Origin of the sequence: Pedobacter sp. AJM, from assembly GCF_002197755.1 — a bacterium.
Classification (GTDB): Bacteria; Bacteroidota; Bacteroidia; order Sphingobacteriales; family Sphingobacteriaceae; genus Pedobacter.
This window is the reverse complement of record NZ_NHOT01000008.1, coordinates 110742-130921: the sequence shown is the minus strand read 5'-3', so window position 1 is coordinate 130921 and position 20180 is coordinate 110742. Positions and strand designations below refer to the sequence as shown.

General features: G+C 39.0%; 16 protein-coding genes. 4 read left to right on the top strand and 12 right to left on the bottom strand.

Going from position 1 to position 20180, the window contains the following annotated elements; translation table 11 throughout:
• Positions 1 to 91: 91 nt before the first annotated feature.
• Positions 92 to 1369: a DASH family cryptochrome gene (locus CBW18_RS15695; RefSeq protein WP_088302270.1), complete on the bottom strand. Its 1278-nt coding sequence runs from the start codon at positions 1367 to 1369 to the stop codon at positions 92 to 94.
• A gap of 179 nt (positions 1370 to 1548) precedes the next feature.
• Between CBW18_RS15695 and CBW18_RS15690 the strand changes: the two genes are divergently transcribed.
• The 3 genes from CBW18_RS15690 to CBW18_RS15680 are packed head-to-tail and all read left to right on the top strand — an operon-like array spanning position 1549 to position 5464.
• Entirely contained in the window at positions 1549 to 3162 is a 1614-nt protein-coding gene (locus CBW18_RS15690; RefSeq protein WP_088302269.1) for a DUF4139 domain-containing protein, read from the top strand.
• Positions 3163 to 3217: 55 nt separating this feature from the next.
• Positions 3218 to 4126: a TIGR01777 family oxidoreductase gene (locus CBW18_RS15685; RefSeq protein ID WP_088302282.1), complete on the top strand. Its 909-nt coding sequence runs from the start codon at positions 3218 to 3220 to the stop codon at positions 4124 to 4126.
• Between the two features lie 33 nt (positions 4127 to 4159).
• On the top strand, positions 4160 to 5464 hold the full coding sequence (locus CBW18_RS15680) for a deoxyribodipyrimidine photo-lyase (RefSeq protein WP_088302268.1): 1305 nt from the start codon (positions 4160 to 4162) through the stop codon (positions 5462 to 5464).
• Here the strand turns inward: CBW18_RS15680 and CBW18_RS15675 are convergent.
• From CBW18_RS15675 to CBW18_RS15640, 8 genes are all read right to left on the bottom strand, one after another.
• Positions 5454 to 6362, bottom strand: a complete 909-nt coding sequence (locus tag CBW18_RS15675) for an FKBP-type peptidyl-prolyl cis-trans isomerase (protein ID WP_088302267.1) — start codon at positions 6360 to 6362, stop codon at positions 5454 to 5456. The genes CBW18_RS15680 and CBW18_RS15675 overlap by 11 nt on opposite strands.
• Positions 6363 to 6854 carry an FKBP-type peptidyl-prolyl cis-trans isomerase gene (locus CBW18_RS15670; RefSeq protein WP_253249062.1) on the bottom strand — a complete coding sequence of 164 codons (492 nt, stop codon included), beginning with the start codon at positions 6852 to 6854 and terminating at the stop codon, positions 6363 to 6365. It abuts the gene before it with no gap.
• Positions 6855 to 7069: 215 nt separating this feature from the next.
• Positions 7070 to 7510, bottom strand: coding sequence for an FKBP-type peptidyl-prolyl cis-trans isomerase (locus CBW18_RS15665; protein WP_253249061.1), 441 nt, complete (start codon positions 7508 to 7510; stop codon positions 7070 to 7072).
• Positions 7511 to 7668: 158 nt separating this feature from the next.
• The gene (locus CBW18_RS15660; RefSeq protein WP_088302264.1) at positions 7669 to 9462 is read right to left on the bottom strand and encodes an acyl-CoA dehydrogenase family protein; all 1794 of its coding nucleotides are present in this window, start codon (positions 9460 to 9462) and stop codon (positions 7669 to 7671) included.
• A gap of 159 nt (positions 9463 to 9621) precedes the next feature.
• On the bottom strand, positions 9622 to 10797 hold the full coding sequence (locus CBW18_RS15655; protein ID WP_088302263.1) for an acetyl-CoA C-acyltransferase: 1176 nt from the start codon (positions 10795 to 10797) through the stop codon (positions 9622 to 9624).
• Between the two features lie 60 nt (positions 10798 to 10857).
• Positions 10858 to 11208, bottom strand: coding sequence for a four helix bundle protein (locus CBW18_RS15650; protein ID WP_088302262.1), 351 nt, complete (start codon positions 11206 to 11208; stop codon positions 10858 to 10860).
• Positions 11209 to 11286: 78 nt separating this feature from the next.
• On the bottom strand, positions 11287 to 13692 hold the full coding sequence (locus CBW18_RS15645) for a 3-hydroxyacyl-CoA dehydrogenase/enoyl-CoA hydratase family protein (protein WP_172406551.1): 2406 nt from the start codon (positions 13690 to 13692) through the stop codon (positions 11287 to 11289).
• 5 nt (positions 13693 to 13697) lie between these two features.
• Positions 13698 to 14132: a MarR family winged helix-turn-helix transcriptional regulator gene (locus CBW18_RS15640; protein ID WP_088302260.1), complete on the bottom strand. Its 435-nt coding sequence runs from the start codon at positions 14130 to 14132 to the stop codon at positions 13698 to 13700.
• A 125-nt stretch (positions 14133 to 14257) separates the two neighbouring features.
• On the opposite strand from CBW18_RS15640, the gene CBW18_RS15635 reads away from it, so the two are divergent.
• Positions 14258 to 15217 (top strand): hypothetical protein, encoded by a 960-nt coding sequence (locus tag CBW18_RS15635; protein ID WP_088302259.1) that lies wholly within the window; start codon positions 14258 to 14260, stop codon positions 15215 to 15217.
• Between the two features lie 89 nt (positions 15218 to 15306).
• Here the strand turns inward: CBW18_RS15635 and CBW18_RS15630 are convergent, their stop codons facing one another.
• The 3 genes from CBW18_RS15630 to CBW18_RS15620 all read right to left on the bottom strand — a co-directional run bounded on the left by CBW18_RS15630 (position 15307) and on the right by CBW18_RS15620 (position 20173).
• Complete coding sequence (locus tag CBW18_RS15630) at positions 15307 to 16620, bottom strand: DUF6089 family protein (RefSeq protein ID WP_088302258.1); 1314 nt, start codon at positions 16618 to 16620, stop codon at positions 15307 to 15309.
• Between the two features lie 90 nt (positions 16621 to 16710).
• Complete coding sequence (gene ggt, locus CBW18_RS15625; RefSeq protein WP_088302257.1) at positions 16711 to 18426, bottom strand: gamma-glutamyltransferase; 1716 nt, start codon at positions 18424 to 18426, stop codon at positions 16711 to 16713.
• Complete coding sequence (locus CBW18_RS15620; RefSeq protein ID WP_088302256.1) at positions 18398 to 20173, bottom strand: long-chain fatty acid--CoA ligase; 1776 nt, start codon at positions 20171 to 20173, stop codon at positions 18398 to 18400. The genes ggt and CBW18_RS15620 overlap by 29 nt, the downstream gene beginning before the upstream one ends.
• Between the last annotated feature and the right edge of the window lie 7 nt (positions 20174 to 20180).

The following is a 20180-nucleotide window of genomic DNA, read 5'->3' as shown; positions in this document are numbered from 1 at the left end:
AATGATTAAATGACGTGAACAAAGAACCATTCAATAATTCAATCATTCTATCACTCATTCATTCTCTCAATAAATATTGAATTCAATCATTCTATTCCGAAGCCCAGGTTAAAGCATAATTCCCTTTGGGATCTAAGTTTTTAATATTTTTATCCAGGTCAAATACACTTTTTGATTTCTGGTCATTGCCTACACCTGCAACATTTGCCCAGTTGCCCCAGTTACTTGCCGGGTTATAATCAATCAATTTTTCTTCAAAATATGCAGCTCCAAAAACCCAGCTCACTTCCAAATTATTAATCAGGTAAAGTGCAGCTGTCTGTCTCGCAATATTGGAGATAAAACCAGTTTGGTTTAATTCTGTCATTACTGCATCTACAACAGCAAAGCCAGTCTGGCCGACTCGCCATTTATTAAAATTTTCCTGTTCATTTTCTACGTCCACCAAACCCTGGCTTCCAAAACCATTTGGATTAAAAAAGGTATTGCCATATTTTTTGAACATAAAACGAAAATAATCCCGCCAGAGTAACCCCAGTAAAATGTGGTTAAACATAGCCTTGGTATTGGGCATCCCTTCCATTTTTTTTATTTCCCAATACACCTTACGGGGAGATAAGCAACCCATGGCCAGCCAGGCGGAAAGTTTAGAAACTAAAATCAGATTTTTAGTGGTTGCTGCCTGCTGCATGGCTACAATAACCTTTTGTAAATGCACTAATCCTGCAGATTCACCACCCGCAAATTCGAAATCTGAACGCTGATCTTGTTGCTGCTGAGACAATCCCAGTTCTTCCAGTGAAGGTAAAGTTCCCCAGTCAATTACCTCTGCAACGTTAATCCGGTCGGGAGAAGGAAAGCAGGGCTTGATCATGGAATCACGTTCAATCTTTTTCTTGAACTGATTAAAAGCATCAGGAATATCTTTGATGGGGAAGGGTAAATCTTCCTTATTGTATAAGGTGTGACCGATAAAATGCTTGAGGTTGATGCGTAATTTCCAAAGGGCATTTTCTACCAGCGTAGAAACATGGGTTTCTTCTCTAGCCACTTCCCTATGGTGATACACTTCAGAAATTTCATATTCCTGAATCAACTGAGGGATGAGCTCTTCCGGACTGCCTGTCGCAATTAACAAATTCCCCCCAATCTGCTTCAGCGCACTTCTTAATCCAAGTACACTTTCTAATAAAAACTGTGCCCTGACACTGCCCGTTTTCAGTGTACCGTACTTGGTTTCTCCGAACTGACGGGGATCTAAAATATAAACAGGTAAAATTGAATCTGACTTAGCAATTGCCTCCACCAGCAATTCATTATCATGCAAACGAAGATCATTTCTAAACCATACTAAAACTTTTTTGGACATCTTTTATTGGAAATGAAATTAAGCGGACGAACACAAATTTATCTTATTTTTTTCTGGCATCAAAAACCTGCCAAATTCTTTACACACAGTAAACAATATATATACACAGTTATGGAATATAGGCAAATTACTCATCTTCAATTTAAATATTGAATTATACACACCCATAAACCTGAAAAATGAAACGAATTTTAATCACCCTGTTATTGCCATTAAGTGTTTTTGCGCAGCAACAAATTAAAACCAAAGCCAATTTAGAAAGTGTAACGGTTTACAATAACGGGGCACAACTTACACACTCCGGAACAGTTAATCTTCCATCCGGAACATCCGAAATCGTGATCAATAACATCTCCGGGCGGGTGAATGAAAATTCTATTCAGGTAGGTGTTTCTTCAGGTGTAACCATTTTATCCGTTCAGTTTAACCGAGATTTCCTGAACACTGATGCTGCAAACCCCACAGTTAAGTTATTAAGTGATAGTGTAAAATTAATCAGTGCGGCATTAATGAAGACGAAAAATTCAAAAACCATTGAAGAGCAAACATTGGCTTTATTGGATGAAAACAGAAAATCAGGCGGCACGGCTTCGGGAACCAATGTGACTGAATTGATGAAACTGGCTGAATATTACAGAGCTAAAAATGCTGAAGTGAGGAATGCAATAGCTACCCTGAGCGTTACCGAAGAAAAACAAAGCCAAAAACTAGATGCTTTACAGCAACAGATTGCCGCTTTAAGAAATAATCCAGACCAGCAGCTTGGTCAGTTGGTTTTGCAACTTATGGCGAAAACCAATACAGATGCCAATTATAACATATCGTATATTACACCAAATGCAAGTTGGTTAGCCAGTTATGATATTAAATCCACCAGCACAGCTAAACCGCTGGGTATCGTTTATAAAGCCGCAATTACCCAAAACACAGGTTTAAACTGGAAAAAAGTGAAACTTTCTTTATCCACCGGAAACCCGAATTATAATATTACTGCACCAACTTTAAACCCCTGGTTTGTATCTACTTACACTCAAACGCAAAAAGTATTAATGGGTAGAGCAGCAGGTTTAGAAGTTGCCGATAATAGCCTTCATGAAATTGTGGTAAGGGGATCTAATTCTTTAGCAAAACAAGCCATGCCCGCACCTTCCACCGTAAACAACTATACATCCGTGAATGAAACTCAACTGGGTGTAACGTTTGATATTGATATTCCTTATGATGTCAACAGTGATCATAAACCACATACAGTTTCATTTAAAGAATATGAAGTACCAGCGAGGTATAAATATTATGCCGCACCAAAACTAAGTACTGATGCCTACTTACTGGCTGACGTGGCTAACTGGGAAAAATTAAATCTCCAGGCTGGAAATGCCAATATTATTTTTGAAGGCACTTATACCGGAAAATCTTACATTAACCCTGCAAATATTCAGGATACGCTAAGCCTGAGCATGGGTAAGGACAAAAAAATTATCATTACGAAAGAGAAGCAGGAAGATTTTAGCAGCACTAAATTTATCGGGTCTAACAAAAAGCAGTTGTTTACCTATCTCATCAAAATCAGAAATACCAAAAAAGAAGCGATTGATTTATCATTAAAAGATCAATACCCCTTATCAACCGAAAGTGATGTTGAAATTGAATTATTGGATAGTTCAGGAGCTGAAGTAAATAAGGAAACCGGATTACTTACCTGGCAGTTAAAAATTGCACCCAATGAAACCAAAACCATTAAGTTGAGCTATACGGTGAAAGCTCCAAAAAATAAAGTTATTGCTGGTTTGTAACTTTTTGTCTTTAGACTTAAAAAAAACCCTTTCGCATGTTTGGTGTTTTAAAACCATGGCAAAAAAGATTCTGATTACAGGCGCTACCGGACTTGTAGGAACTGCACTCAAAAAACACCTGTTAGCGCAGGGTTATGAGGTCAATACACTATCCCGTAAAGAAAGTGATGATCCAAATAATTTTACCTGGGATGTATACAAAGGAGAAATTGATACCCAATGCTTAACTGGTGTTGATGCCATTATCCATTTAGCAGGAGAACCGGTAGCCGAGAAAAAATGGACCAAAGAACGAAAAAAACAAATTATTGATAGTCGGGTAAAATCAACTCAATTAATATATAAAGCTATACAGTCTAATCCTGACCATCAAATAAAATCTTTTATCTCCGCATCAGCAGTTGGTTTTTACGGAGATTGTGGAGATGAGATTTTAACTGAAGAAAGTCAGAATGGTTACGGCTTCCTGGCAGAATGTTGTAAACTGTGGGAAGATGCTGTAGATGAAGGTAAAAAACTAAGTTTGCGCATTGTAAAACTTCGTACAGGTATTGTTTTCAGTACCAAAGGCGGTGCTTTACCTCAGCTCGACAAACCTGTGCGTTTATTTGCAGGTGCTGCCTTAGGAACCGGCAAACAGTGGACACCCTGGCTGCATATTGATGATATGGTAGCAATGTATGTTTATGCATTGGAAAACTTCAACATGGAAAACAGCTATAATGCCTGTGCCCCTTTTCCGGTTACCAATGAAGGATTAACCAAAGCGATTGCCAAGCATTTACATCGGCCATTCTGGCCGGTTAAAGTTCCAAGAAAAGCGATAGAATTATTAATGGGTGAGCGTACAGAAGCCGTAATGATGAGCAACAATACCGCTGCGCAGAAAATTTTAGATGCAGGATTTAAATTTAAATTTACCCATTTAGATGATGCATTGGCAAATCTATACCAACATAAATAGCCTAAAAAAAGCAGATATCACAATTTCAAATAGATGAAGAAAACAATTAGTATCTTTTGGTTCCGCCGTGATTTACGCCTGGAAGATAATGCCGCTTTATACCATGCGCTGAAAGGCACCCATGCGGTTCTACCACTTTTCATTTTTGATCAAAATATTTTAGATCAACTGGCAAAGGATGACGCCCGGATTACCTTTATTTATCAGACTATTGAAGATTTAAAAACCATACTTCAAAAACAAGAATCGGATGTATTGGTGAAATATGGCAAGCCTGAAAAAGTATGGCCGGAGGTATTAAAAGAATATGATGTTGCTGAAGTGTATACCAACCATGATTATGAACCATATGCCCGCGAGCGGGATGATAACATGGCGGAGTTTTTAAGGAGTGAAAATATTGAATTTAAGACTTATAAAGATCAGGTGATTTTTGAAAAGGGTGAGATTTTAAAAGCAGATCAAACACCCTATACAGTCTTCACTCCATTTTATAAACAGTGGCAAGCCAAACTGAATGAATTTTACACAAAAGCCTATCCCACTAAAAAATATATTAAAAACCTGCTGGAAACCAAACACCTGCCTTTACCCAGCCTGAAGGAAATGGGTTTTGAAAAAAGTAAGCTGCAATTCCCGAAAATTGAATATAAAAGTAAACTGGATGATTATGCCAAAAAGCGGGATTATCCGGCTATCGCCGGAACTACCCGTATTGGCTTGCATTTGCGCTTTGGAACCATCAGCATTCGCAAATTGGTTAAAGATGCCGTAGCTGCAAAATCCAATGTCTGGTTATCAGAACTGGCCTGGCGCGAGTTTTACATGATGATTTTGTGGCATTTCCCTTATTCGGCTCATGATTCTTTTAAAAAACAATACGATAAAATAAAATGGCGCAACAATGAAGAGGAATTTAAAGCCTGGTGTGAAGGAAATACAGGATATCCAATTGTTGATGCGGGGATGAGGCAACTTAATACAATCGGCTGGATGCACAACCGGGTGCGCATGGTAACCGCAAGCTTTCTCTCCAAACACTTGCTGATTGACTGGCGATGGGGCGAAGCTTATTTTGCAGGTAAACTATTGGATTATGAAATGGCGAGTAATGTGGGTGGCTGGCAATGGGCAGCAGGCTCCGGTAATGATGCAGCACCCTATTTCAGAGTCTTTAATCCGGAATTACAAACCAAGCGTTTCGATCCTAAATTTGAATATATCAAGAAGTGGGTGCCAGAATTTGATACCAAAAAATATGCCCAACCAATAGTTGAGCATAAATTTGCAAGGGAAAGGGTTTTAAAAGTTTTTAAGGAGGCGTTGGCTAATTCGTAACGCTTACAATTTCAATATCGAAATCTAAATTTGCATTTGCAGGAATTATAATTGCACCAGTTGATGGGTCTCGTCTTCCTGATTGACCATAACCTAAATCAGAAGGAATAAATAATCGAAGTTTGGTACCGGCTTTAAAGTTTTTTAATATATCCCAACCTGATATTACACCAGCCAAAGTTGTTGAAAATGTACCAGCTGTATTTGAGTCAAAAATTGTCCCATTCAGAAGTCTGCCAGTATAATTTAAGATTAATGTACTGGACGATAATACTTGAGTACCAGTTCCTTGTTGAGTAATAATATAACGAACACGGGAAGCATCTTTAATAGCAGTTAAATTATTTGAAATCAAAAAATTGCTCATCTCTAATTCATTTATTTCATGAATTTTTGATTGTGAATAAATACCCAATTCAACTAAAATATTCTCATTTGAACCAACATTGATAGTGCCTAGCCCATTTTTTCCAAAAGCTAAATTCGATGGCATAATTAAAGTTGCTGTTCCACCTCGGTTAAGTTTAGATAAAACTTCCCTAATTGGACTAAAAACATAAGAAGAACCATTTATTGTAAATCTATCCGTATATCCTAAAAATGTTCCCGGAATCATTACATCAGAACTTTGATTTAATAATTGCCCGCTTAAGGTTTTAAACTTATAAGAGTAAAATACAGAATCAGAATTTTTTACTGCAAGGCCAGAACCTTGTGTAATAATGTTATAATAATAGCCAGTAGCATCTTTGACATATTTGACATTGCCAGCTTTGATAAAAGTCTGAATTGCGGCATCATCAATTGTTTCAATGGAGTCGTATTCTTTTTTGCAGGCGCTGAAAAGTACTGTAGCCAATAAACCTAAGCAAAGGCCAAGTTTGGTAAATTTGTTCATTTAATTTGTAACTTCTGTAAGTGTGATATTAAAATCGAGTATAGCATTTGCAGGGATACTCGCTCCCTGTGCCCTATTTCCATAAGCATAATAGGAAGGTATAATCAATCTGATTTTCCCCCCTTTTTGGATTTTTTGAATTCCTATCTGCCATCCGGCGATTACCCTGCCTAAGGCAAATGTAATTGGTGTGCCTTTAGATGCGTCAAATATAGTACCGTTCAGTAATCTGCCCTCATAATCTGCTGTAATCTGAGTATTTGTAGTATAGGCTACACTACCTGTTCCCGGTTCAATTACCTGATAAAAAACGCCTGACGGATCCTTTATTGCCGGAATATTATTGGTCTTGATAAAGGCCCTGATAGCCGTGGTATCTGCCGCAAACTGGGGTAAGGGATCATACGTTTCGAATGCCTCATTTTTATTACAGGCTGCAAAACAACCTATAAGGCATACCAACAATATTAAATATTTGAATTTAAGCATCATTGGCAAAAATAAGCTTTTAATATGGATGCAACAATTTTTAACCAATTTTAACAAAAAGCGGCGTTGAAAGACTAAACTGAAAATACACTATCGAAAAATGACCATATAATACCCCGCTAAACCAGGGTGTAGCATGTCTTAATTGTCTTTTGTATTGGATCTGTTTTAATCCGCTTATCGCTCAGTCTTTGAGCTTTCAGCTTTGGCCTTTAAGCTTATTGCGTATTGGAAAGTTGTATGGTAAAATCAAGAACCGAATTTCCTGGAATGGAGCCTGCAGCATTGCCTCCATATCCAAGGCCTGGTGGAATAATCAACCTGATTTCACCACCTTTCTGAATTTTTGGAATGCCGATTTGCCAGCCCTGAATCAATTGTGAAAGTACAAAAGTTTGCTCTTTTCCTCCTCCATTGTCAAAAACACTACCATCTAACAACCGGCCTTCATATTTAATGGTAATCCGGGTATTGGCAGGATAAGTAAAGCTTCCGGTACCAGGCTTGATAATTTGATAATATAAACCAGAGGCATCTTTTGTAGCTGGAATATTATTTTTAGCAATAAAATCAGTGATCTGCTTATCTGTATCTTCATCTTTTTTACAAGACGAAATCGCAATAACAACAAGCAGCATAAAAAAAGTAAAGTATTTCATTTTAATCATTTCCAAAAATAGGCTTTCGAATTCCTATTCGCAATTAATTTTATTGATCATCCTTTTACTACTTTGTAAAAGTAAAGAACATAAAAAAAGGTTTAAGATTCTGGCACATACACCCGAATCTTAAACCTTCATAACTTTAACCTTTATGGCTAAAAGATGTACTTATTGGCTTCGATTAACTGCTGCGCTACCCGCTGACGTGCATCCTTCACATTAAAAGGTTCTACTTTGGTAAACCTGCGAAGCCCAACCAACATCATCCTTTGCTCATCACCTTCTGCGAAGGCCCAAAGTGCTTCTTTACCTGCTTTAGCTACACCATCAACTGCTTCAACCATATAAATCCGGAGTAAATCTAACTGACCAGCTGCGGCTTCCTCGCCCCTGGTTGCTACTAATTTTTCTGTTCTAAGTAAAGCAGATTCCAGCACATAAACATAGCCTGCCATGTCAGCAATATTCATCAGGATTTCCTGCTCTTTGCTTAAAGTCATCATGAGTTTTTGAACGGCCGCACCAGCAACCATTAAAGTTGCTTTTTTAAGGTTAGCCAATACCTTTTTCTCCGCCGCAAATAACGTAGTGTCTTCTTCGCCGAAATCAGGGATGCTCATTAATTCGGCTGCCACGGCTGTAGCCGGGCCCATCAAATCAAGTTCTCCCTTCATGGCCCGCTTCAACATCATGTCAACCGTTAACAGGCGGTTAATTTCATTCGTTCCTTCAAAAATCCGGTTGATCCGGGCATCGCGATAGGCTCTATCCATTGGTGCATCGGCACTAAAGCCCATCCCACCATAAATCTGAACGCCTTCATCAACTGTATAATCCAGTGCTTCAGAGCCCCAAACTTTTAAAATCGCACATTCAACCGCAAACTGCTCTACTGATTTTAACCTCGCTTTACCAGATTCCATTCCCCCGGCAACCAATTGATCATAAGTATCATCTATATTTTGTCCGGCCCTGTAATTTGCCGCGTCAACGGCATATAATTTTGATGCAATCTCAGCAATTTTGAAGCGAATGGCACCGTATTTTGAAATGGGGCGGCCAAACTGACTGCGTTCATTCGAGTAATTAATAGCTGTATTTAATGTTGCTTTAGAAGCCCCGATTGCCGCTGCCGATAACTTAATCCGGCCGATGTTTAAAATGTTTACAGCAATTTTGAACCCATTTTCCCGGTCGCTCAGCATGTTCTCAACAGGCACAGGACAATCATTAAAGAAAACCTGGCGGGTTGATGAACCCTTGATTCCCATCTTATGCTCTTCAGGATTCATGGTGATGCCACCGAAATCTTTCTCTACGATAAATGCGGTTAGATTTTTATCATCATCTATCTTGGCAAAAACAATAAAAATGTCTGCAAAACCACCATTGGTAATCCACATTTTTTGTCCGTTGATGATATAATGTTTGCCATCATCACTCAATTTTGCTTTTGTTTTGCCGGAATTTGCATCCGATCCTGAATTGGGTTCCGTTAAGCAATAAGCGGCTTTCCACTCACCAGACCCTAGTTTCGGAATATATTTCGCTTTTTGTTCTTCATTACCATAATAGAGGATAGGCAAAGTTCCGATACCTGTATGTGCTGAAAGTGCCACAGCAAAAGAGTGACCGGCACCAACCACATCAGCAACCAACATGGAAGTGTTAAAGTTCTTGCCAAAACCGCCGTATTCTTCCGGAACAGAGACGCCAAGAATACCTAATTCACCTGCTTTAGTCAGCAATGCTGGCATTAATTCAGGGTCTTCCTGCTTATCGATTTTATCTAAATTCGGATAAACTTCTGCCTCCAGAAAATCGCGACACGTTTGCGCAATCATCTGTTGTTCTTCATCAAATTCTTCAGGGATAAATACATCCTGATAAACGGTTTCTTTTATCAAGAATTCGCCGCCTTTAATCGTTTTTTTTTCAGTTGTTTCCATTGTTATGAGATTTGAGAAATGAGATTTGAGATGTGAGACCAGCTCAACTCAAAGTCAATTCATAATATTTCAAGATGTGAGATAGGAGACATAAGATTTGAGACTCTAGTTTTCTTGATTACACTTGCTGTCTCAAATCTCATATCTGGCTTCTCAAGTCTATAAAAGTTCAAAAATACCTGCTGCACCCTGTCCCGTACCTACGCACATGGTTACCATACCATATTTCTTATTTTGCCGTTTCAATTCATTCATCATCTGAACGGTTAGTTTTGCTCCGGTACATCCCAGCGGATGGCCCAAAGCAATAGCGCCACCATTTACGTTAATAATGTCCGGATTCAAATCCAGTGTTCTGATAATGGCCAGTGATTGCGAAGAGAAAGCTTCATTCAGTTCAATCAGGTCAATCTCATTTTGATTTAAACCGGCCTGTTTTAAAGCTTTAGGTATTGCTTCAATCGGTCCGATACCCATAATTCTTGGTGGCACACCTGCTACGCTATAACTCACTAATCTGGCAATCGGCTCTGCATTCAATTCTTTCATTTTCCTTTCAGACACCACTAAAACAAATGCTGCACCATCTGAAGTTTGAGATGAATTACCTGCAGTTACACTACCCACAGCATCGAAAACGGGTTTCAATTTTGCCAGTTTTTCCAAAGTGGTATCTGCACGGGGCCCTTCATCCGTATCTACAACATAAGATCGTGTTTTCTTTTTCAGGTTTTCATCCAGGTAATTTTCATTTACGGTAATGGGCAGTACTCCATCTTTTAAATGTCCGTTTTTAATGGCATGGATGGCCTTTTCATGAGATTTAAGTGCAAAGGCATCCTGATCTTCACGGCTTACATTATACTCTTTAGCTACGGCTTCAGCGGTTAGTCCCATTCCCCAATACCAGTCTGGATTATTTTTCGCTACTTCCGCATTCGGAACCAGTTTCCAGCCACCAAATGGCATTCCACTCATTACTTCCACACCACCGGCAATGATACAATCTGCCATTCCTGCCTTAATTTTAGCTACGGCAGTTGCAATGGTATCTAAACCTGATGCGCAATAACGGTTTACAGTAACCCCGGGAACTTTATCGGTATCTAAACCCATTAGCGAAATCATCCGGGCAATATTCAAGCCCTGTTCTGCTTCTGGTGTGGCATTCCCTACAATCACATCATCAATTTGTTCCTTATCTAAATTTGGAACTGATGCCACCAAAGCCCTGATCACTTCTGCAGCGAGATCATCTGCTCTTGTAAAACGGAATACGCCGCGTGGAGCTTTACCCACTGCTGTACGATATCCGGCTATAATATATGCTTCCATTTTATTAGGATTAAAGATTAAGGAACAAAGAATAAAGACATCATTCCTTAACCTGTTTCATTATATAAGTGATTTTTTAAACGTCGATATTTTCTTTTGTAACTGAATAATATCTTTTATTAATTGTTCAGTGTTTTCCAAAACAAGAAAACCTAAATCAACACATAGCAGTACCTGTGTTTCAAGTTCAAATAACGAACCCAGAGCAACTGATAAAAAATGTGAAAATTCTTTATTTGAAGATCTGGAAGAGCCTTCCGCAATATTGGAGGGAACAGAAACAACACATCTGGAAATCTGTGATATTAAACCAAATTTTTCTGTTGAAGGCATATTATTGATGACCAAATAGGTTGCTTTGGTAATCGCCATGCCTTCTTTCCAAATCTGCAGTTGCCTAAAATTATGCATTTTACTATGCTCTTTTCCTTTGTTCCTTGTTCCTGGCTCTTTACTCCTTTACCCTTGCTCTTGTATTCTTTTATCTTTTTAATTCCTCAACGGCTTGCCTTTGGTTATAATAGATTGAATTCTTTCCAATGATTTCCGTTCTCCCGCCAATGATAAAAAAGCCTCTCTTTCCAAATCCAGTAAATACTGTTCACTTACCTCCGTAGGCGATGAAAGATCCCCGCCACACATCACGTAACCTAATTTTTCAGAGATTTTTTTATCATGCTCAGAAATGTAATGTCCGGCGTACATACTATTTGCACCGGCATAAACAATCCCTAAGCCTTGCTTTCCAAGCACTTTAATATCCGTTCTTTGAACGGGTTTGGTATACCCGGCATCGGCCAGTTCAATGGCTTTCGCTTTTGCATCGGCCAGTAAACGGTTGCGGTTCATCGAAATGGAAAATTTATCCTTTTGCAGATACCCTAGTTCATAAGCTTCATATCCTGAAGTGGATACTTTTGCCATTCCAATAGTTAAGAAGCGTTCTTTTAAAGCATTCTGAACAATCTGATCATCTTTATATTCATCAGATGCACGTAAAGCAAATTCTTTTGTACCACCTCCTCCAGGGATCACGCCTACACCAAATTCTACTAATCCCATATAAGTTTCTGCGGATAACTGAACATGATCTGCATGTAAGCTGAACTCGCAGCCACCGCCGAGTGTTAAGTTATGCGGTGCCACCACTACCGGGATAGCGGAATAACGGATGCGCATAGACGTATTCTGAAACATGCGAATGGCCATATTCAGTTCATCCCACTCCTGCTCTACCGCCATCATGAAGATCATGCCCACGTTTGCACCGGCAGAGAAATTTGCACCATCATTACCGATTACTAAACCACGATAGTCTTTTTCAGCCATATCAATAGCTTTGTTAATGCCTGAAATTACATCGCCCCCAATGGTATTCATTTTGGTGTGGAACTCTACATTCAAAATGCCATCTCCTAAATCGATGATGGAAACACCGGAGTTTTTCCAAAGGGTTTTATTTTCACGGATGTTATCCAGGATAATAAACTCATCCGTTCCCGGCAGGGCTTTATAAGATTTGGTTGGAATATCATAATACTTTTTGATACCCGCTTCTACTTTATAAAAGGAAGTATTGCCTGCATCAAGCATTTCATGTACCCAGGCCGCTGCTTTGTTTCCATATTGCTCCATGCCTTCTACACCTTCTTTTACGCCAACAGCATCCCAAAGTTCAAATGGCCCCAATTCCCAGCCGAAACCCGCACGCATGGCATCATCAATGCGATACAACTCATCAGAGATTTCCGGAATCCGATCAGACACATATTCAAATAAACCAAAAGAAGAATGGCGGAATAACTCACCTGCCTTATCTTTCCCCTTAGCAAAAATCTTCATGCGTTCGGGAAGATTTTCAACAGGTTTGGTCATCTCCAGCGTAGCTGATTTAACCTTTTGCTGAGGTTTGTATTCTAATGTTTTTAAGTCCAATGCGAGGATTTCTGTTTTGCCTTCAGCCGTTTTTGTTTTCTTATAAAAACCTTGTTTGGTTTTATCGCCCAGCCATTTGTTCTCTTCCATTTTCTGCACGTAGGCAGGAAGTTTAAATAATTCGTGGGCTTTATCATCCGGACAATTATCATAAAGTCCTTTGGCTACTTTAATCATGGTATCCAAACCCACCACATCCGATGTACGGAAGGTGGCCGATTTTGGTCTGCCCAAAGCCGGACCTGTAAATTTATCAACCTCTTCTACTGTCAGATCTAACTTTTCAACCAGGTGGAGTAAAGCCATAATGGAATAAACCCCTACGCGGTTGGCAATAAACGCAGGCGTATCTTTACATAAAACAGTTGTTTTACCTAAAAACTTATCGCCATAATGCATCAGAAAATCAACAATTTCCGGTTTGGTATATGGCGTTGGAATCACCTCCAGTAATTTTAAGTACCGGGGCGGATTAAAAAAATGTGTACCGCAGAAATGCGCTTTAAAATCTTCACTTCTGCCCTCAGCCATTAAGTGAATAGGAATGCCTGAAGTATTAGAAGTGATTAAAGTGCCAGGTTTACGAAATTGTTCTACCTGCTCGAAAACCTTTTTCTTAATATCTAAATTTTCTACCACCACCTCAATTACCCAATCAAAGCCGGCAATTTTCGACATATCATCATCGAAATTTCCGGTTTTAATTTTATTCAGTGCCTTTTTAGTGTAAACCGGTGATGGATTTGTTTTTACAGCGGTTTGCAAGGCTGCATTTACAATCCGGTTTTTAACAGCCGGTTTATCTAATGTTAATCCTTTTGCCTGTTCTTCTGGTAACAGTTCTTTCGGGGCAATATCTAAAAGCAAAACTTCTACACCAATATTGGCAAAATGGCATGCAATCCGCGAACCCATGATTCCTGAACCCAGAACAGCAACTTTATTTATGCTTCGTTTCATAATTATTAATCAACAGTATATGCTACAGTTATATCATTTAATTTTATCAACAGATTAATGAAAGTCTCTTTTTCCTTTTTAGAAAAATGTTCATCGAGATATTCATTAAATTTTCTAACAACCCCCTTAGCCAAGTGTTTCTTTTCTTTACCAAAATCAGTCAGAAAAACTTTTACCGAACGTTTATCACCAACAGAAGTTTCTCTGTAAATCAGGCTGGCATCTTCCATGTTGTTTAGCATCCGCGACAGGCTGGTTGCCTTTACGCCAAGCAACCCTGCCAGGTTAGAAACGGCAGTACCTTCTTCATCATTGATATTGATCAGCATATAACCAATAGCCTGAGTAATTCCAAAACTGGAAGCCATCTGATTATACTTGTTAAACATATTTTGCCATGCAAATTTCACATGGTAATCAATAGTTTGCTGTTGTTTCATTTCAATAATTTATTATGCTTGCATAACAAAGCTAATGAATGTATTTTATTATTGCAATAGAAAATTTTAAAATAATTGTTAAAAGATGCTTATAATAGACGGATACAAATCAAACCTTCATAACGATGCTTTTTACGAAAAAAAATCTGATCATCCATTTATTGATGCTGCCTGCTTTTTCATGTCTGGCGCAAACATCATATTTTGGAAATGAGGCAACAATACTGGATAAAATAGAAAAATTAAAGAAAACAACTACACTATTTACTTTACCTTATTCCGGATATAAATCTGTTGAAAAATTTGAGGAAGCCATAAAAAAATCCTGGACCATTACACCCTATAAAATTATTAAACCAGAAGAGCTGGCGGGTTATCAGCGCTTAACGGCTTATTCTTTTTTTTATTTAGACAGCTATAGCGAACAAATTGACACCCTTAAAAATTTGAACCTGGTTTATGCACTAAAGGTGATTTCACCATCCGAAAACCCGAAGCAATTTGCAGAAACCACGCTGGCTACAGTTACCCTTTTTCCGGATGTACTGACCAGCTTACAAATGTCGCTTATTGAGCAGTCCAATTCAAAAAGAGCTGCAAAATCGAAACAACTGAATTTACTTTATAATCAGGCTGTTTTCTTAAACTGGTCTCCGGGTATGCTCTCGGGCTATTTAAAACAGATTAATGATGGACTATTATCCAACCAGACACGCGGACTGGATTATCAGTTCTATAATAAAGTAAGACTTCCTGAACTGGTAAATGAAACCTTATACCTTCCTGAATATATCAGGGAGGTTTTCTCAGCCCAGCCTGTTGCTGCGGTACAAGACATAGCTACTGAAGCACCATACCGTTATAAAATCAAATTCGTATCGAACGCCATACTGGATAGTTTAATTCTGAATAAAGATTCAAACATTAAATACCTGGTTTACACGAAACGTTCGAATGATAAAATCATCAGTATTTATGATAGCAGAGACGGATTACTGATTTACCAGATGTTTTCCTTTCAATCGCCAAATTTCAGCATGAGAGACCTGAATAACATTAAAAAAACGATCACATTGATTCATTAGTCATCCATTTTTAATGAACCATAAAATGTTATGGCATAAAAAAGGCCTCCGATAAAAATCGGAGGCCTTAAATTTATTTTAACTATTAACTAGTATAATGTAAATTCTACACGACGGTTTTTTTGACGACCAGCTGCAGTTTTATTCGTTGCAATTGGCTGACCCATTCCATAACCTGTAGCCTCAATACGTGATGCATTTGCACCTTGAGATACTAAGTAAGCTTTTACAGATTCAGCTCTTTCTTTAGATAAACGTAAGTTTAATTCTTTTGAACCAGTGTTATCTGTGTGACCAGCTAATTTTAAGCTAAAGTTTTTCTGTACCAATAATGCAGCAACTTTGTTTAATGAAGCATAAGATTTAGAACGGATAGTTGCTTTACCTAAATCAAACTCTAAGTTTTTAATGGCTTCACTCACCACTTTACGATCTTCTTCAGTAATTACTGTTACCTGAGGTTTTGGAGCCACTAACGGACAACCTGAACCATCAACCACTGTTCCTGATGGTGTATCCGGACATTTATCCAATTTATCAGCAACACCGTCACCGTCTGAATCTTTTAAAATGTCAGCCATATCTGAACGCAATTTTGCATTTTCAGCTTTTTGAGCATCAAGATCACCTTTTAATGCATCAGCAGTTTGTTTTGCTTTTAATGCCTCATCATAAGTTAAAGCAACCGGATTGTGGAAAGCCAATTGTTTTCCACTTCCCAAAGCAAATTCTAAACCAGCATAAGCGTAGTTATATTTGTCATTGCTTCCTCTGTAATAACCATCTAAGTTATCGCCATCAACAAAGTTGATTGTCCAACCTAAATCGAAGTTTACAGCATCTGAGATTTTAAATTTAGCACCGAGGCCTACCGGGATAATTAATTCGCTAATTGTTTTATCACCTGCATACAATGAAGTACCAGCTGCTGTTGTAATTGTTGGTTTGTAACCAGCCAAGCCCGCTCCAACAGATGTATAAAGTTGCAAAGCATTCTCTTTCTTGAACATATCGATGTTAAACAAGTTAACAACAGCATTTAAACTACCCGAATATTCTAATTGCGTATCAAAAGCTGAAACCGAAGAGTTATTTGTTACACCACTGTCATAAGCTTCAGTATTATCGCCTTTTAATTTACCTCTTACCCCGTCTAAACGTAAAGAGAAATAAGGTGTAAATTGTTTCTTAATGTAAAGACCATAACCAAAACTCGTTTTGTTATTGCTAAAATCATTTTTACCACCTAGCGGAGAAAGTGGCGTTAAAGCACCTGCATTAACACCAATAGACCAAGTTCTGAAAGGTGTAGTTGAGGTAACTGGTTCCTGTGCCGAAGCAGCAGTTCCAATAAACAAACCGGCCAATGCTACCGGTAAAGATTTAAATAGATTTAATTTCATGTTCGATATTTTAATTTGTAAGCGTTTCCCTTAAATAGCAATTGCCATACCAAAAATATTGTTTTAAAAAATTAATCATATTTTTAATGCTTAATACCCAATGGCCTGATCATCTCCACGGGGATCGGCTCCCCCCTGATAGCTTCCGTTTTTGGTTCTTAAAATGGCATCTACCCTGCCAATCGGCCCACGGGGTACCAACTTATAACCTTTGGCTTTTAGTTTTTCCATCAACAGGCTATCCATGGCATCTTTTTCTACATAAACTTCATCCGGTAACCATTGATGATGAAATTTCCTGGCTGAAACAGCCTGTTGCATATTCATGTCAAAATCAATCACATTAATAATGGTTTGAAAAACGGAGGTGATAATGGTTGACCCACCCGGTGTACCCACCACCATAAATAAATTTCCATTTTTCTCTACAATAGCTGGTGTCATCGAACTTAACATCCTTTTATCTGGCGCAATGGCATTTGCCTCTCCACCGATCAGTCCGTACATATTCGGTGCCCCTGGTTTGACTGAAAAATCGTCCATTTCATTGTTTAGCAGAAATCCACCACCTTTTACAGCAACCAGTGAACCATAAGAACCATTAAGCGTGGTGGTAACGGATACTGCATTTCCATCATGATCTGCGATGGAAAAATGAGTTGTTTCTTCATGTTCAGTCCCATTTATTTTTCCAGCCAGAACCTGGCTACTTGGTGTGGCAGCGGCCCAGCTAAAGTTGGCCATTCGTTTTCTATTATACTCGGGACTGAGGAGCTGATTTTGCGGCACCTGATAAAAATCCGGATCACCAAGATGTGTTGCACGATCGGCATAAACCCTCCGTTCTGCTTCAACCATTACCTGAACGGTTGAATCTTGATTATGCCACCATCTTTTAAGTGGAAACGGCGCTACACTTTCCAGTAATTGTACCAGGGCAATACCTCCGCTCGAAACGGGTGGCATGGTGATGATTTTATAGCCCCGGTAATCACCTGTAATCGGTTTGCGCCATTTGGCATGATAATGCAGTAAGTCTTCTTTGGTGATCAAGCCTTTCCCACTTTGCATTTCGGCTACAATAGCATCGGCCACAGGCCCTTCATAAAAACCGGCACGTCCTTTTTCCTGAATCAGTTTCAGCGTATTGGCCAGTTCGGTTTGTACCAGCAAATCATTTTCCTTCCAGGTACTTTCTAAATTTACGAGAGCAGTTCCATTCGGATTAAACATCATTAATTTCTGATGCAGGCCGTTTAATTCTGCTGCCTGCCTTTTTGTAATGCTAAAACCATTCTGCGCGAGTTGTATGGCTGGCTGAACTACCTGTGCCCAGGTTAAATGTCCATATTTTTGATGGGCTTCTACCATCCCGTCTACCGATCCGGGAACACCGGCAGCAAGATGTCCGTACAAACTTTTATCTACAATTGGCTCTCCCGATGCATCCAGATACATATCCCTGCTTGCTCCTGCCGCAGCTTTTTCCCTGAAATCAAGGGTATTAATTTCACCTTTGGCAGAGCGGTACACCATAAAACCTCCGCCACCGATATTACCTGCGTTTGGGTACACTACGGCTAATGCAAACTGAACGGCCACTGCGGCATCTATGGCATTGCCACCTTTCTTTAAAATATCAACACCTACCTGAGAGGCCTCCGGATGGGCTGAAACCACCATTCCGTTTTTATATTCGCCACTGTTATTTTTACCAAGCTGCCCGGTTACACAACCCGAAATGATAGTGGTAATGGTGATAAAAACTGATAATACCTTAATGTGGGGCTTTATAGTTTTCTGCATCCTTATATATTTTTTCGATGATATCTATATTCTTTTCTGTAATTACTTTTCTCTTCAAACTTAATTTTGGTGTAAGTTCTCCACCATCAATGCTCCATTCTTTCGGTAATAAAGCAAATCTTTTTACCTGTTCCCATTTACCAAAGGAAACATTTGATGCTTCGATTACTTCATTGTATTTCGTTAAAACCTGCTCATTTCTGATAAGATCTTCCGGATTTGTAAAGGCAATGCCTTTCTTATTTGCCCACGATTTTAAGGTTTCAAAATTAGGGACAACCAAAGCTGAGGGGAATTTTCTATTTTCACCTAAAACCATAATCTGTTCAATAAAAATAGATTCTTTATATTTATTTTCCAGCATTTGCGGGGCAACATACTTCCCACCTGCGGTTTTAAACATTTCTTTCTTGCGGTCAGTAATCTTTAGAAATCTACCCTCTACCAATTCTCCGATATCACCGGTATGGAACCATCCATCCTGGTCAAGCGCTTCATTCGTTAAATCGGGACGTTTATAATAACCTTTCATCACCTGATGGCCTTTTGTTAACACTTCACCATCTGGCGCAATTTTAACTTCCACGCCGGTAATGACCTCACCCACGGTTCCAAACATGGTACCACCAAAGCGGTTTACCGTAATTACCGGAGAGGTTTCCGTTAAGCCATAGCCTTCAAAGACAGGCATCCCGGCGGCCCAGAAAATCCGGGCCAGACGTGGGTTTAAAGCAGCTCCACCGGATACAATCACTACGATTTCTCCACCCAAAGCTTCCTGCCATTTTTTAAACACCAGTTTTCTGGCAATACTTAATTTAAAGTTATACCAAGCTCCGGCATCAATAGTATATTGTTCAGCCAAAGCCACAGACCAAAAAAAGATTCCTCTTTTAATACCTGTCAGGGCTTTACCCTTTTCCATAATTTTATCATATACCTTTTCCAATAAGCGTGGCACGGTAGAAAACGCATTAGGCTTAACATGCTGAATATCGGCTACAATGGTTTCCATACTTTCAGCATAATAAACTGCGGTATGGTTATACAGGTACAGATAAATAATCATCCGCTCAAAAATGTGCGACAGGGGTAAGAAGCTTAATCCTTTTTCTACGCCATTCGGCATCACCACCAATGAATTCACAAAATTCGACACCAGGTTATTGTGCGTTAACATCACGCCTTTAGGTGTTCCGGTGGTGCCGGAGGTATAAATCAGGGTCAGAATATCTTCCGGTTCAACTTTATTGCGGTATTCATCCAGATCAATATCGATGGCAGATTTACCCAGATCAGTTAATACTTTCCAGTTTTCTACACCTTCAACTTGATTAAAACTATAAATTTTGATATCCGGATTTACCTCATTGACACAAGGTTTGATCTTCTCGTATAATTCCTGATCAGCAATAAAAATGATAGAAACTTCTGCATCCTTTAAGATAAACTGAATATCATGTTCGGCCAGGGTTGGATAAAGCGGAATCTGATAAGCACCAATTTGGTTAATGGCAAAATCAGTGATATTCCATTCCGGGCGGTTATGTGACATGACTGCAACTCTGCTTTCTTTAGCCATCCCCACGCTGATTAATCCGCGGCTCAGGTGGTCAACAGCCTCACAAAATGCGACTGTACTATAATTGACCCATTTCCCTTTAATTTTTCCACTAACAAAATCATCCTTAGGTTTTTCCAAGCTGTACTTTAATAGATCGAAAACGCGTTTAATTTCTGCAGCCATATCATCA